13 protein-coding genes and 2 tRNA genes are annotated in these 13,882 nt (G+C 59.9%); 8 read left to right on the forward strand and 7 right to left on the reverse strand.

All coding sequences use genetic code 11. The features are described from left to right. Positions 1–45 precede the first annotated feature (45 nt). The 3 genes from JAB8_RS20295 to JAB8_RS20305 all read left to right on the forward strand — a co-directional run bounded on the left by JAB8_RS20295 (position 46) and on the right by JAB8_RS20305 (position 1,668). Positions 46–393, forward strand: coding sequence for an energy transducer TonB (locus JAB8_RS20295; protein ID WP_070218202.1), 348 nt, complete (start codon positions 46–48; stop codon positions 391–393). A gap of 168 nt (positions 394–561) precedes the next feature. Beyond that, complete coding sequence (locus JAB8_RS20300) at positions 562–1,134, forward strand: hypothetical protein (RefSeq protein WP_070291161.1); 573 nt, start codon at positions 562–564, stop codon at positions 1,132–1,134. Between the two features lie 150 nt (positions 1,135–1,284). After that, positions 1,285–1,668, forward strand: coding sequence for a hypothetical protein (locus tag JAB8_RS20305; RefSeq protein WP_070218195.1), 384 nt, complete (start codon positions 1,285–1,287; stop codon positions 1,666–1,668). 516 nt (positions 1,669–2,184) lie between these two features. Here JAB8_RS20305 and JAB8_RS20310 read toward each other — a convergent pair. The 3 genes from JAB8_RS20310 to JAB8_RS20320 form a co-directional block, all read right to left on the reverse strand. After that, positions 2,185–2,634 carry a hypothetical protein gene (locus tag JAB8_RS20310; RefSeq protein ID WP_070218194.1) on the reverse strand — a complete coding sequence of 150 codons (450 nt, stop codon included), beginning with the start codon at positions 2,632–2,634 and terminating at the stop codon, positions 2,185–2,187. Positions 2,635–2,893: 259 nt separating this feature from the next. Beyond that, positions 2,894–3,553, reverse strand: coding sequence for an FxDxF family PEP-CTERM protein (locus JAB8_RS20315; protein ID WP_070291162.1), 660 nt, complete (start codon positions 3,551–3,553; stop codon positions 2,894–2,896). Positions 3,554–3,881: 328 nt separating this feature from the next. After that, a complete protein-coding gene (locus tag JAB8_RS20320) occupies positions 3,882–5,987 on the reverse strand; it encodes a TonB-dependent siderophore receptor (protein ID WP_070291163.1) in 2,106 nt (701 codons plus the stop codon). 287 nt (positions 5,988–6,274) lie between these two features. On the opposite strand from JAB8_RS20320, the gene JAB8_RS29580 reads away from it, so the two are divergent. The 3 genes from JAB8_RS29580 (at position 6,275) to JAB8_RS20335 (ending at position 7,723) form a co-directional block, all read left to right on the forward strand. Then, complete coding sequence (locus JAB8_RS29580; protein ID WP_162995554.1) at positions 6,275–6,721, forward strand: response regulator; 447 nt, start codon at positions 6,275–6,277, stop codon at positions 6,719–6,721. Positions 6,722–6,872: 151 nt separating this feature from the next. Next, the gene (locus JAB8_RS20330) at positions 6,873–7,259 is read left to right on the forward strand and encodes a BPSL0067 family protein (RefSeq protein WP_070291164.1); all 387 of its coding nucleotides are present in this window, start codon (positions 6,873–6,875) and stop codon (positions 7,257–7,259) included. 29 nt (positions 7,260–7,288) lie between these two features. Then, a complete protein-coding gene (locus JAB8_RS20335; protein ID WP_343216109.1) occupies positions 7,289–7,723 on the forward strand; it encodes an STY0301 family protein in 435 nt (144 codons plus the stop codon). Between the two features lie 82 nt (positions 7,724–7,805). Here the strand turns inward: JAB8_RS20335 and JAB8_RS20340 are convergent. From JAB8_RS20340 to JAB8_RS20355, 4 genes are all read right to left on the reverse strand, one after another. Further along, positions 7,806–7,881 (reverse strand) — tRNA-His (locus JAB8_RS20340). A 133-nt stretch (positions 7,882–8,014) separates the two neighbouring features. Continuing rightward, positions 8,015–8,860 carry a glutamate racemase gene (murI, locus tag JAB8_RS20345; RefSeq protein ID WP_070291166.1) on the reverse strand — a complete coding sequence of 282 codons (846 nt, stop codon included), beginning with the start codon at positions 8,858–8,860 and terminating at the stop codon, positions 8,015–8,017. A gap of 67 nt (positions 8,861–8,927) precedes the next feature. Next, positions 8,928–10,469, reverse strand: a complete 1,542-nt coding sequence (locus JAB8_RS20350; protein WP_070291167.1) for a fumarate hydratase — start codon at positions 10,467–10,469, stop codon at positions 8,928–8,930. Positions 10,470–10,547: 78 nt separating this feature from the next. Then, entirely contained in the window at positions 10,548–11,162 is a 615-nt protein-coding gene (locus JAB8_RS20355; protein WP_070291168.1) for a YqhA family protein, read from the reverse strand. 294 nt (positions 11,163–11,456) lie between these two features. On the opposite strand from JAB8_RS20355, the gene acs reads away from it, so the two are divergent. Together acs and JAB8_RS20365 are read left to right on the forward strand one after the other, a co-directional pair. Continuing rightward, on the forward strand, positions 11,457–13,463 hold the full coding sequence (gene acs, locus JAB8_RS20360) for an acetate--CoA ligase (protein ID WP_070291169.1): 2,007 nt from the start codon (positions 11,457–11,459) through the stop codon (positions 13,461–13,463). 252 nt (positions 13,464–13,715) lie between these two features. Beyond that, positions 13,716–13,806, forward strand: a tRNA-Ser gene (locus JAB8_RS20365). Positions 13,807–13,882 lie beyond the last annotated feature (76 nt).

The raw sequence follows: 13,882 nt of genomic DNA on the forward strand, positions 1-13,882 counted from the left end.
CACAGGAAGTTGTAATTACCGTATCTGATAATCATGGGGAAGCACATGTTTGAGAATAAGCGTTTGATGAGTGTTGCAGCAGCCTTGCTGGTGTCCGTTTCTTCCGCAGCCTTCGCTGCCGAGGTGCCGGCGTCGTTCGATGCCAAGAACTGCAAGGCGGACTATCCGAAAGCCTCGTTGATGAACGAAGAGCAGGGCACCGTGTCGATGTCCTTCCTGGTCAATGCCGATGGCAGCGTTGCCGATTCGAAAGTCGAGAAGAGCAGCGGCTTCAAGAACCTGGACAAGGCCGCCATCAAGGCCCTGTCCGCATGCAAGTTCAAGCCGGGCACCAAGGATGGTTCCCCTGCGCAAACCTGGACCAAGGTCGACTACGCCTGGAAGCTGGACTGATCCACGCATTGCCGGGAGCGCGGCTCCCGGCATGACCGTATCCGCTACGGGCGGCGCCTGCGAGGGTGCCGCCCGTATTGTTATGTGCGGCAGCCAACGGCGCTGCCGCCGCGGATTCTGTTACCCTCGAAACATACCTTCGGGATATCCCACCACAAGAGGCCTACCATGCAGCGCATCCTGACACTTTCTTCCCTGGCGGCCACCGGCTTGCTGCTTTCCGCCTGCGCTTCCCTGGGCACGCCCGTGGGCTTGCAGGCGGGGCAGACCGTCGCCGTCGTCAACAGCCTGAGCTGGGACAATCCCCTGACGGGCAAGCGCGACGGTGTACGCACCAGCTGGCCCATCAAGGATGGCAAGATTGCCCCTGAATATTTTCCGCTGGCGCAATTGAAGCAATGCGAGGCCGGCGGCAAGGCTTGCAGCTGGGGCGTGATGCGGGCGCAGCGCAGCGCGCCGAAGCTGGCGTATGCGGACGGCGGCGTCGACCTGGCCGTGAACGTTGCGATCGACGTGGCGCGGCGCCAGGATGCGCGCCAGGGTGAGACGCAAACGGCGATGGCGATACCGCAGGACGTGCCGGCCCTGGCGGGCATGCAGCGTGTGCAGCCCAGCTGGAAATTGAAGTATGGCAAGGTCGAGCAGGTCGAGCTCGATTACGGCGTGCGCTACCAGGTGTGCGTGCAGCGCTACGATGCGGCAGGCAAGGCCATCGACACGTGCGACATTCCATTTATCTGAGGAAACATGACGCATGGGCCGCTTGTGGCGTCATTGCCACATTTCATGTTGCGGCGTGCGTCGGGGTGTAACAATCGGTAAAAGCGCAGCAAAGCACGGCGTAATTTCTTATAGTACTTACTTGAGGTAGTACATATTAGGAGAATTGCGATGAAAACCCTGTTGGCAGTAATTTCGCTGGCCGCATTGGGTGGCTGCGTCGTGGCCCCGCCCGGGCCCGCGTATTACGGTTCGCGCGCGCCACAGGGGGCCTACAATCCCTATGAATGGCATACGGTCTCGTCCGAGCCGGTGCAGTCGGGCCGCGTGATGAGCGCGCCGCGCGTGGAATACACGAATGAGCCCGTCTACGTGCAGCAGTCGCCTGTCTACGTGCAGCAGCCCGTGTATGTGCCGGCGCCCGTGTACGCGCCGCAACCGTATTATTACAATCCGCCCGTATCGATCGGCCTGGATTTCATGTTTGGCTTTGGGCGCTATGGCGGACACCGTGGCGGCTGGGGCGGGCATGGACGTTACCACGGTCGCCGCTAGACGCGGGACGTAGTCCTGCTGGCGTGAGAAAGCGCGCCGTGCTTTACGAAGCACGGCGCGCTTTCTCATTGGCGATGACGAGCAGCGCCGCGAAGCTGAATCAGTGGAAATATACCGAACTCTGGTGCAGCACGTCCGCCGAGCACAGGATATACATCGCCGCCGCTGCCAGACCTATTTGCAAGGCGCCAAAGCTGATCGGGATGAGGCGGGACATGTCGTACTCCTGAATGGTGTGAGGTGGGTTGTCAGGCTTTCATCATAGGTCGAATAAATGCTCTCGGGCATCGGATGAATGTCCGCCACGATGTAGGACAACACCTCGTCGCTGAGGCCCCGCCTCGCTCTCCGGCGGCCTAAGTAACCCCCAATAAATTATTGCGATTTCTGACTTCTATAACCGGCGCTCTGCGGTGTTGCCCACTGCTAGCAGTGCTCGCACTGCGTCGCAGCGGGCGCCTTGCATAGCATCCGGTTCTATTCGTCATAACTTCACAATAATTTCCTGAGGATTACTTAGCGGTTTTTCCAGCGCAGCACCGGCTCTTCCGGCGCCGTGTCCGGCACGTTCGAAATCGCCAGCCAGTGCGTCAGGCGTTCCGGATGCTTGAGATTGATGCCCATGCCATCGATGATGCCGACCTGTTCCAGCATGCGCGCGTCGATCTTCGCCTTCGACACCGTGGGTGCGCCCATGACCATGCGGTCATATGCCTTGCGCGCCTTGTGTTCCCATTTGTGCAGATTGCTTTCGTCGAAGCGGTTCGCTTCGAAGTACACGGTCAGGGTGCCGTCGAGGTTGCCGAAGCCGACAATGCCCGCGCCCTTGCGGATGGTGGTGGTGTTGTTGATGTCGAATTCCGCCGTGGGCACGAAAATGCCGGCGCGGCCATCGATGTCGGGACGTCCCACGGGTGTTTCCTTGCCGTAGGAACTCGTTTCGGTAATGGTTTTTTCTGCGGACATGGTGCGTGTGTGGTGGCCGTGCCGGGAGCGCAATCGGGTCCGGCAGCGCCAGTCATCCTGTTCAAAAAATGCGTGCTGATGATCAGGGCGGGGTAGGGGCCCTGGCGGAGCGATGCTTGGCATTGCTTGATACCCCGCTATTGTAGCGCCAATTTAATTCTTTTGGGCAACATTTAATGCTGCAGTGCACGCTTCTTCGGACGAGAAAAAGCCGCCCGGCCAAACGGCGGGACGGCTGTTGCGTGGCGTCTGTTCGGACTCAGGCGGCTGTCTTGCGGCGTGCCATGAAACCCAGCAAGCCCAGGCCCAGCAGCATCATGGCGTAGGTTTCAGGTTCCGGCACGGCGGCCGTCACCGAGACGTTGTCCAGGTAGGAACCATAGGTCGGTGCGGAGACGGGGCCGATCGATTCGAAACGCAGCAGGCTCGAAGAGCCGAGTGCGGTCACGTTCTGGCTGTAGGTTTGCCACACGCCGCTCGTGTTGCCGATCAATGCCGTTGGCGTCAGCAGGGTCGAACCCCAGTAGACATTCATCAGGCTGTTCGCGCCGCCCGCCGTATCGGGACGGCCCGAGTAGGCAAACGACAGCGCATAGGTGCTGCCGGCCGTGGTGGCGATCGCTTGCGATACCGACGTCAGGCGGTCCGTATTGAGTTCCAGGTATTGCGTGCCGCTGGCGGCGACGGGGTTGAATCCGCTCTGGCCGCCTTGCGTGGCGCCTTTCTGGATTTCAAAGGCCGAATTGCCGCTGGCCGATGAAGTCCAGCCTGTCACGCTGCTGAGCGGAGCCCAGGCTGAGGCGATGACATTGTTTTCGAAACTGCCATTGACCACCAGTTCGGTCGCGGCGTTGGCGGCGCCAGCGGTGACCAGGGTGGCCAGTGCGGCGATCTTCAGGAGGGTGGCTGGCGTTTTCATGGGTTCTCGTTTGATTGGTTAAAAGATAATTTGATTTCTTAAATGACATTTAAAGAATATCACCAAAACTCACAAAAAGAACACGCGCTCGCTAAAATTATTTGCAATTGTGAAATCATTTGTGTCTACATGGAAATTAATTTCTATGGTGAATGAATTGCTGTGAAGCTCCAAGGCGAACGCAAGCTTGGAGTTACTTGCGTCACGGTATTTTTGTGACATCGGGACGTAAAAAAACCTGCATCGTAACAACAACGATGCAGGTTTTTTCAGGTAACTGCCGTGCGCAGCGGCATATCGATTTGATAGGCACCTGCGTGCGCAGGCATCAGAACGCCAGGCGGCCCTGCAGGTAGACCATGCGCGGCGCGCCCACCAGCTTGCCCAGGTTGCCATCCGAGGTGCGCGTGAAGTAGCGCTTGTCGGCGAGGTTGTTGACGCCGGCGACCAGTTCCAGGCCCTTCTGGCCCGGCACTGTCCATTTCACTTGCGTGTTCCAGGTACGGAAGCCGGGAATCACGCCCAGGCTGCCGGCCGTGTTTTCCGCCACGGTATTCGCCTCGTCGGCGAACTGGCGGCTCTGGTGGCTGCTCGACAGGTCGAAGCCCCAAGCGCCCAGCTGATAGTGGGCGCCGACGGTATCCGTGGTGCGCGAATAGAAGGGCACCTCGTTGCCCGCGTTCGCACCATCCTGCAAGGTCGCCTTGGTGTAGGTGTAGGTGGCATAGGCGTTCAAGCCGGCCAGCGGGCCGGACTTGTCGAAGCGGTAGTCGACGGCCGTTTCCAGGCCGCGGTGGTGCGTGGCGCCCACGTTGTAGAAGACGACGTTCTCGCCGCTGCCCACGGACTGGATCTGGTTGTCGAACTTGATGTTGAACAAGGTCGCTTCGGCCGACAGCTGGGCGCTCTTCCAGCGCGCGCCCAGCTCGGCTGTTTTCGCCAGTTCCGGTTGCAGCGGGTTCTTGCTCGACTGCGCATTGAGCTGCGTATTTTGCACGGCGCCAAACGAGCTGTTGTAGTTGCCGAACAGGGTCACGTTGTTATTGAGCAAGTAGGCGACGTTCAGCGAGGGCAGGGCCTTGTTGTTGAGCAGTTCGATCTTCTGGTCGACCGGCAAATGGTTGAAGCGTTCCGTCTTGATGTGCTCGTAGCGTACGCCCGGCGTGATGCGCCACGCGTCGATGGCGATCTTGTCATCGATATACACGGCCTGCGCATCGGTGGCATTGTCGGCAAAGCGCGTCGGCTTTTGTTGCACGCCGCTGGCGATGACCACGTTGTAGATGGCTTCGTCGGCGCGCTCGGCCAGGTAGCGGTATCCGACGGTGACGTCCTGTGTGACCTTGCCGGTGATAAAGCGCTGCGTGTAGCGCGGCTCGATGGCCGTCGTTTCATAGTTGCGCGGCTGGTGGCCCAGGTTTTTTCCGCTGATCAGGGTGCTTTCGCGCGAGCTCTTGTTGTAGTAGGCGCGCACTTCGAATTCCTGCGTGTTCGAAATAGCATTCAGGTAGCCGATGTCGAAGGCCTTGCGCTCGCCGCTCCAGAAGTCGGTGGGGCGCGTGTTCTGGAACGGGTCCTGCTTGTATTGCGCAGCAGTCAGGCCGCCCGGCGTGCGCGACGTCACGTCGTAGTAGGACAGCTTGCCGTACACCTCGGCCGTGGGGCTCAGGTCGTAGCGGAATTTCAGGGCGAAGTCGTTGACTTTTTCATCGCTGCCCACGCGCCAGTCGCTGCCGCGGATGCCGGAATACAGCACCGCCAGGCCCAGGCCGCTGTCGAGCTGGGTACCGGCAAAGACGCTGGCCTGCGTGTTGTGGCCCACTTCGCTGTAAGAGTTGTAGCGCACGGTGGCGTCGCCCGTGATGCCTGGCGCGGTGGGCACGCGGCGCGTCTTGAAGTTGATGATGCCGCCCACGTTTTGCGGGCCGAAGCGCACGGCGCCGCCGCCGCGCACCACGTCGACCGTCTCGACATTGGCCAGGCTGACGGGCGCGAACGACAGTTGCGGCTGGCCATACGGCGCGACCGACATCGGAATGCCGTCAAGTAACACCGTGCTGCGCGGCGAATAGCGCCCGGCCAGTCCGCGCACGCCGATGTTGAGCGAAATGGCACTGCCCGCGCTGCCCGAATTGTCGCTGATCTGCACGCCGGGAATGCGGCGCATCACGTCGCTGAGGCTGGATGCGCCCGAGTTCTCGATGTCGTCCTTTTGCACCACGGTGCGGGCGCCCGCGAAATTCTTCGTGCTGGCGGCCATGCTGGTGCCCAGCAAGTTGCTGCTGACCTGAATCGATTCCAGGATGGGACCGGCATTGTCGGCGCTATTGGCGTCCTGCGCCTGCGCGGCAAGCGGGGCGCCCAGGCAGGCGAGGGCGATGGCCAGCGCGCACGGGCGCAGCGAAAAGGGCAGTGTGACAGGTGTGGCAGCCATGCATGGATCTCCGTAATGACAATGTTTGCGCGGGCAATCGGGCGGCGCGACAACATCGTGGCGTGGACATCCGGCGCAAGGGGATAAGAATGATAATGATTCTCATTTTATCCGTCAATTGCGCAAACTGCGTAGCATGGGCTTTGCCTGGAGAAAGGCGGGAAGTGTTGCTGGCGCGGTACAGGAAGGAGTTTGGATTGCCGCTTGGCACCATTGCTGGGGTGCGGCGGCATTTTGCGTGCTTCTTGTATACTGCCGCTTTTGCAGCCGTCAGACGTGAACGTACAATGAGCCAGACAACTGAAACGACACCAGGCGATTCCTCCGTGGAACGCCGCCAGGGCGACCAGCCGGCAAGTGCTGCGCGCAAATTGAATCTGCTGGTGGTCGACGACAACCAGGAAGTGGGCGAATCGCTGGCCATGCTGCTCGAAGCGCTGGGCCACCATGCGGTGGTGGTGCGCAACTGGCAGATGGCCGTCGAGCAAGTCAAGCTGTGCGTGCCCGATGCCGTCTACCTCGACATCGAAATGCCCGGCATCAGCGGCATCGAAATCGGCCGCCGCCTGCACCACAATCCCGAGACGGCCAACGCCGTGCTGATCGCCGTCACCGGCCACAGCCTGCCCATGTACATGGACGACGCGCTGGCCGTGGGCTTCCGCCACTTCCTCGTCAAGCCCGTGCGTCTGGACGACCTGGCGACGACGGTGCAGTCGGTGCTGGCGGGATAGGTATCCTGCAGTAAAAGACGAAGAGGGCCGGCTGCATGCCGGCTTTTTTGCAAGAATGCGCCTGGGATTGGAAAAACAGTTGTGCTTGCTTAAAAGCGCCGTCCCTGATCCGGCATAGAGTGGCATGACATCTATCTCAAGGAGATGATTCATGCCCTATATTTATTCCAATGTCGCCGAGTTGAAAGGCAGGCCCGTTGTCGGTAGTCGCCACTGCGTCGCTTTGGTGCAGTACTATGCTCGCGCGCCAGTCACGGCAAACTGGCGCGAGGGCGAAGCGGTGTTGGGGAACGCCATCATCAAACCGGGAACCGCGATCGCCACATTTGTCAGGGGGCGTTACCCGAACCGACCACATGGCAATCATGCCGCCTTGTTCATCGGCCAGGCGATAGGCGGGATCTATATTGCAGACCAATGGAAAGCCGACGGCAAGACCGAAATTTCGGTGCGGCTGATACGCTCGCAAGGCAAGGACAAGCGCGGTAATTACATCCACGCCAGCGATAACGCCGATGCATTTTCCGTGATTGAATGAGGTTGGTCATGGCATACTCAAAAACGACAATGGCAGCACGGACCTGCTGGCCTGCAATGGCACTGCTGGCCATATCGTGCCTGCAATCGACAGCCAGCGCCGCGCCCGTTGCCTGCCCAGTGTCGATTTCCCAGGGCTCGCTGCAGCTTGCCGATGTACCGCAAGGCTGGACCAGCTATGTCGGTTCGCCACTTTACCTGCATGCGGCGGCGCCGATGAACGGGCCACCGGAGCAGTTGGGTGAGCTGTCGGACTTCCGGCAAAAGCGCTTGAAAAAAGGTTGGGTAGATACTTATCGGCTCGATGGCAAGTTTCCGGACGGGAAATGGCTGGCCTGTCGTTACGGCGGCACGGGTCAGCTGACTTTGGCGATGCGGCTCGACGACAGTATCGACAGCTGTACTTTTACTTATCGGCAAGGTGAGCATGTCGGTGAGCGCAACATCGCCATCCTGTGCAGATAGTCATGGTGTTTGATTTACGCCATAAAAACCTGCTCTGAAATAGAAAAAGCCCGGTTCGAAAACCGGGCTCTTCTTTATTCTGTGGGGTGGCTGATGGGGCTCGAACCCACGACAACAGGAATCACAATCCTGGACTCTACCAACTGAGCTACAGCCACCACTGTCTTACTTGCCTGTTTAGCTGTTTTGCTGAACAGGTGCCGAATTATACAAAGAACTCGGCAAAGTGGCAAATCTAAATGCAGTCTTTTTTAAAGAATCGAAAGATTGCATGAAAACGCCTGTTTTCCCTCATACGGACAGGTGTTCGACAGGCGGGTGCAAGTCCAGCAAGCCGGCGAAGGCTTGCGCCAGGGATTCGACCTTGGCCGTCGTGTAGCCCTGCAGCTGGGGCGCATCGTTGCCGGTGCGGCGCAGGCTGGCAGCGTCGAGCAAGCGGGCCAGCTGACGCGCCACGGCTTCGCCCGTGTCGACCAGGGTGATCGTTTCCTGCGTATGCGCGCGCACCGTGCGTGCGATGGCGTCCTGCACGAAGGGGTAGTGCGTACAGCCGAGCACGAGGGTGTCGACGCCTTGTTCCAGCATGGGCGCGATGTAGCGTTCCAGCATGGCGCTGGTGGCGTCGAGCGGGTCGTTGCCCAGCTCGCACTGCTCGATGCGGTCGGCCAGGCCGATGCAGGGCTGCAAGATGAACGTGGCGCTTGTGGCTGCGCTCACCTGCTCGCGCAGGGCCAGCAGCTTGTCGCCGCGCAAGGCGCGTTCCGTGGCCAGCACGGCGATCTTGCCGTTGCGGCTGATGGCGGCCGCCGGTTTCAAGCCCGGTTCGACGCCGACGATGGGCAGGTCGGGGTAGCGCGCGCGTAGCGCCTTGATGGCGGCGATGGTGGCCGTGTTGCACGCCACCACCAGTGCTTTCGCGCCTTGCTGCAACAAGAAGGCGGTGATCGCCAGCGAACGGTCGATCACTTGCTGTTCCGTCTTGTCGCCATACGGCGCGTAGGCGGAATCGGCAAAGTAAATCAAATCTTCCTGCGGCAGCTGCGCGCGGATATGGCGCAGCACCGACAGGCCGCCCACGCCGGAGTCAAAGATGCCGATGGGCGCGTCTGGGCGGGCAGTGCTTGCAATAGAAGTCATATAAAGCCGAAGAAGATAAAAAAACGCCGCGCTGGTGTTGCCGCGCGGCGTCTATGGTAGAGCTTGTTTAAGCAACCGTCACGGGAATCTTGCTGACGCTATTGAGTTGCTCGATCTTCGCCTGCCATTCTTTCGGGCCCGTGTTGTGCACCGACGTGCCTTTCGCATCGACGGCCACCGTCACCGGCATGTCGACCACGTCGAATTCGTAGATCGCTTCCATGCCCATGTCGGCAAAGCCCAGCACCTTGGCGTGCTTGATGGCTTTCGACACCAGGTAGGCGGCGCCGCCCACGGCCATCAAATAGGCCGACTGGTGTTTCTGGATCGATTCGATGGCGACCGGGCCGCGTTCGGCCTTGCCGATCATGGCGATCAGGCCCGTCTTTTCCAGCATCATGTCGGTGAACTTGTCCATGCGCGTGGCGGTCGTCGGACCGGCCGGGCCGACGGCTTCGTCGCGCACTGGGTCGACTGGCCCCACGTAGTAGATCACGCGGTTTTTAAAATCGACCGGCAATTCTTCGCCACGGGCCAGCATGTCCTGGATGCGTTTGTGCGCGGCGTCGCGGCCCGTCAGCATCTTGCCGTTCAACAGCAAGGTCTGGCCCGGCGTCCACGAAGCGACTTCTTCTTTCGTCAGGGTGTTCAGGTCGACGCGCTTGGATTTTTCCGTGTCCGGCGTCCAGTGCACTTCCGGCCACGACGACAGCGATGGCGGCGTCATGTAGGCAGGGCCGGAGCCGTCCAGCACGAAGTGGCCGTGGCGCGTGGCGGCGCAGTTCGGGATCATGGCGACAGGCTTCGACGCGGCGTGCGTCGGGTGCATCATGATTTTGACGTCGAGCACGGTCGTCAGGCCGCCCAGGCCTTGCGCGCCGATGCCCAGCGAGTTGATCTTGTCGCACAGCTCGATGCGCAGTTCTTCCAGCTTGTTCTGCGGGCCGCGTTGCTTCAGCTCAAACATGTCGATGTCTTCCATCAACACTTCTTTTGCCATCAGCATGGCTTTTTCGGCCGTGCCGCCGATGCCGATGCCCAGCATGCCGGGCGGGCACCAGCCGGCGCCCATGGTCGGCACCGTCTTCATGACCCAGTCCACCAGCGAATCGGACGGGTTCATCATGATCATCTTCGATTTGTTTTCCGAGCCGCCGCCCTTGGCAGCGACTTTCACGTCGACGGTATTGCCTTCGACCAGTTCCATGTGCACCACGGCTGGCGTGTTGTCCTTGGTGTTCTTGCGGTCGAAATGCGGGTCGGCCACGATGGAGCCGCGCAGCTTGTTGTCGTCGAAGTTGTACGCGCGGCGCACGCCTTCGTTGACGGCGTCGGTGACGGTGCCGCTGAAACCTTCGAAGCGCACGCCCATGCCGATTTTCAGGAAGACGTTGACGATACCCGTGTCCTGGCAGATAGGACGCTTGCCTTCCGCGCACATGCGCGAGTTGGTCAGGATTTGCGCGATCGCATCTTTTGCCGCCGGGCTTTGCTCGGCCGCATAGGCGCGCGCCAGGTGCTCGATGTAATCAGCAGGGTGGTAGTAGCTAATGTACTGCAACGCTGCGGCGACGGATTCGATCAGGTCTTCTTGCTTTATGACAGTCATGGTGTTCTCGCGGTGGATAAGAAGGGTAAGACTTTGATGCTGTTTGCTGTTTGCTAATCAGTATGGGAGCGCCAGAACTTAGTGGGGCGCTCTGGCTTGATTTTGCGTGACGGTCATGATGCGGTCCGTGTACGCAATCGCCATCGCCGACAGGATGAAGACCATGTGGATCACCGTTTGCGCGATGATCACTTCGATCTTGTACGAGTTGGCGTTGATAAACGTCTTCAGCAGGTGGATGGACGAGATGCCGATGATGGCCATCGCCAGCTTCGTCTTCAGCACGGACGCATTCACATGCGACAGCCATTCCGGCTGGTCCGGATGGTCGTCCAGGTGCATGCGCGACACGAACGTTTCGTAGCCGCCGATGATGACCATGATCAACAGATTCGAGATCATGACCACGTCGATCAGGCCCAAGACCACCAGCATGATGGTCGCTTCATTGAGCTTGGTCGGCAGGGCGCCGCCCGGTACGGCCACGGCCGTCAAGACGTGCTGCAGGGCCGCATCATTGCCGAACACGGCGCCGATCAGGTCCGACAGTTCCACCCAGAAATGAAATACGTAGACGCATTGGGCAAGGATCAAACCCAGGTACAGCGGCAGCTGCAGCCAGCGCGACATGAAGATGAAGGCGGACAGGGGATGCAGTTTGCTATGTTTGGGCTTTTGTAAGTGGTCGATCATCTGGAGTTTCCTGGGGGTAAATACCAATTTTTGGTATGCCCGACATTTTACACTTGCTGCTGATCACTGCGCATGCCCTCGATTTGGATTCTTGGGCTTGATGAAACACAAAGCGACGCCAACTAATTGACTTGTTATCAGTTTTTCCATCCAGAATGCTGGGCGGCGCGCGCTTGACGCCCGTCGCCGGTGGCGATTATGGTTAGAATGGATCGGGGAAAACGCTGCATGTAAGGCGTCCGTAAGACAGCAGGAATATTGTGTTAATAAACAATTACTACACTGGAGACTAGCATGGCCGCTATAGAGAACCAAGGGCAGGGCACCGAGCAGCAGGGACCGGAAGAGTCGCGCGTATTTGAACCGTCGGCAGCGTTTGCCGCACAGGCAACGATTTCCGGCATGGACGCCTACCGCGCCATGGTGGCCGATGCCGAACGCGACTACGAAGGCTTCTGGGCCAAGCTGGCGCGCGAGAACCTGAGCTGGAAAAAGCCGTTCACCCGCACCCTGAACGAAGACAACGCCCCGTTCTACAAATGGTTCGAAGACGGCCAGCTGAACGTGTCCTACAACTGCCTGGACCGCAACATCGAAAATGGCCTGGGCGACAAGACGGCCATCATCTTTGAAGCGGACGACGGCACCGTTACCAAGGCAACCTATAAAGAACTGCACGAAAAAGTCTGCAAGTTCGCCAACGGCCTGAAATCCAAAGGCATCGCCAAGGGCGACCGCGTCATCATCTATATGTCGATGTCCGTCGAAGGCGTGGCCGCCATGCAAGCCTGCGCGCGCATCGGCGCCACCCATTCCGTCGTGTTCGGCGGCTTCTCGGCCAAGTCCTTGCAGGAACGCATCATCGACGCGGGTGCCGTGGCCGTCATCACGGGCGACGAGCAATTGCGCGGCGGCAAAAAGCTGCCACTGAAATCCATCGTCGACGAAGCGCTGGCGCTGGGCGGCTGCGACTCCGTGAAAAACGTCATCGTGTATCAACGCACGGGCAGCGACCTGCCGATGGTGGCTGGCCGCGACACGTGGCTGCACGACCTGGTCGAAGGCCAGTCGGCACAATGCGAACCGGAATGGGTCGATGCCGAGCATCCACTGTTTATCTTGTACACCTCCGGTTCGACGGGCACGCCGAAGGGCGTGCAGCATTCGAGCGGCGGCTACCTGCTGTGGGCCGCGCTGACGATGAAGTGGAGTTTCGACATCAAGCCCGACGACGTGTTCTGGTGCACGGCCGACATCGGCTGGGTGACGGGCCACAGCTACATCGCGTACGGCCCGATGGCCGTGGGCGCCACGCAAGTGGTGTTCGAAGGCATCCCGACCTACCCGAACGCGGGCCGTTTCTGGGAAACCATCAAGAAACACAACGTCAGCATTTTCTACACCGCCCCCACGGCCATCCGTTCGCTGATCAAGGCGGCCGACGTGGACCCGAAAGTCCACCCAAGCAACTACGACCTGACGAGCCTGCGCCTGCTGGGCACGGTTGGCGAGCCGATCAATCCGGAAGCGTGGATGTGGTACTACAAGCATATCGGCGGCGAGAAATGCCCGATCGTCGATACCTTCTGGCAAACGGAAACGGGTGGCCACATGATCACGCCATTGCCGGGCGCCACGCCGATGGTCCCCGGTTCCTGCACCCTGCCATTGCCAGGCATCATGGCCGCCATCGTCGACGAAGCGGGCCAGGACGTACCGAACGGCCAGGGCGGTATTTTGGTGGTAAAACGCCCATGGCCATCGATGATCCGCACGATCTGGAACAACCCCGAGCGTTTCAAGTCCAGCTATTTCCCGGAAGAACTGGGCGGCAAGATGTACCTGGCAGGCGACGGCGCCATCCGCAACAAGGACACCGGCTACTTCACGATCACGGGCCGCATCGATGACGTCTTGAACGTGTCGGGCCACCGCATGGGCACGATGGAAATCGAATCGGCCCTGGTGGCCAACCCGCTGGTGGCCGAAGCGGCCGTGGTGGGCCGTCCGGACGACACGACCGGCGAATCGATCTGCGCCTTCGTGGTGCTCAAGCAAGCGCGTCCGACGGGCGAAGAAGCGAAGAAGCTGGCCCTGGAGCTGCGCAACTGGGTCGGCAAGGAAATCGGCCCGATTGCGAAGCCGAAGGAAATCCGTTTCGGCGACAACCTGCCAAAAACCCGCTCCGGCAAAATCATGCGCCGCCTGCTGCGCGTGCTGGCCAAGGGCGAGACGATCACGCAAGACGTGTCGACGCTGGAAAACCCGGCGATTCTGGATCAGTTGAAGGAAGCGTCGTAACGGCCCCAAGCAACAACTGGGGTCGGGCGTTCCAATTATGCCGATGATGCTTGGGTAGTCGAAACCCAAATCAACATCTAGGGTCGGCCCCTCAGGGTCCGACTCTAGTCCTTCCGGGTTTACTTTCGATGCCTGAATGTTTTACCCCACGGTAAATAACTTTGGCAGTCCGTAGAATCTTTGCTATAATCTGCGGCTTCGCGACAAGCGAGAAATAGTACGCAATGCGAGCAAGTAGACGCATTGCCTGCAGGAGAGGTGGATGAGTGGTTGAAGTCGCACGCCTGGAAAGCGTGTATAGGTTCATAGCCTATCGGGGGTTCGAATCCCCCTCTCTCCGCCACGGATAGTAATTAAGTAAGATCAGGACGTCTCAGGACGTTCCTCAAAAACCGCTTAGAGCCTTGATTCTAAGCGGT

It is taken from the genome of Janthinobacterium sp. HH106 (genome assembly GCF_001758725.1).
Lineage (GTDB): Bacteria > Pseudomonadota > Gammaproteobacteria > Burkholderiales > Burkholderiaceae_D > Janthinobacterium.

Excerpts from the sequence above, each read along its gene's own strand:
- JAB8_RS20320 (WP_070291163.1), bottom strand. The coding sequence starts at position 5,987 with ATGGCTGCCACACCTGTCACACTGCCCTTTTCGCTGCGCCCGTGCGCG.
- JAB8_RS20330 (WP_070291164.1), top strand. The coding sequence starts at position 6,873 with ATGCCCTATATTTATTCCAATGTCGCCGAGTTGAAAGGCAGGCCCGTT.
- JAB8_RS29580 (WP_162995554.1), top strand. The coding sequence starts at position 6,275 with ATGAGCCAGACAACTGAAACGACACCAGGCGATTCCTCCGTGGAACGC.
- murI (WP_070291166.1), bottom strand. The coding sequence starts at position 8,860 with ATGACTTCTATTGCAAGCACTGCCCGCCCAGACGCGCCCATCGGCATC.
- JAB8_RS20300 (WP_070291161.1), top strand. The coding sequence starts at position 562 with ATGCAGCGCATCCTGACACTTTCTTCCCTGGCGGCCACCGGCTTGCTG.
- acs (WP_070291169.1), top strand. The coding sequence starts at position 11,457 with ATGGCCGCTATAGAGAACCAAGGGCAGGGCACCGAGCAGCAGGGACCG.
- JAB8_RS20355 (WP_070291168.1), bottom strand. The coding sequence starts at position 11,162 with ATGATCGACCACTTACAAAAGCCCAAACATAGCAAACTGCATCCCCTG.
- JAB8_RS20315 (WP_070291162.1), bottom strand. The coding sequence starts at position 3,553 with ATGAAAACGCCAGCCACCCTCCTGAAGATCGCCGCACTGGCCACCCTG.
- JAB8_RS20335 (WP_343216109.1), top strand. The coding sequence starts at position 7,289 with ATGGCAGCACGGACCTGCTGGCCTGCAATGGCACTGCTGGCCATATCG.
- JAB8_RS20305 (WP_070218195.1), top strand. The coding sequence starts at position 1,285 with ATGAAAACCCTGTTGGCAGTAATTTCGCTGGCCGCATTGGGTGGCTGC.
- JAB8_RS20350 (WP_070291167.1), bottom strand. The coding sequence starts at position 10,469 with ATGACTGTCATAAAGCAAGAAGACCTGATCGAATCCGTCGCCGCAGCG.
- JAB8_RS20295 (WP_070218202.1), top strand. The coding sequence starts at position 46 with ATGTTTGAGAATAAGCGTTTGATGAGTGTTGCAGCAGCCTTGCTGGTG.
- JAB8_RS20310 (WP_070218194.1), bottom strand. The coding sequence starts at position 2,634 with ATGTCCGCAGAAAAAACCATTACCGAAACGAGTTCCTACGGCAAGGAA.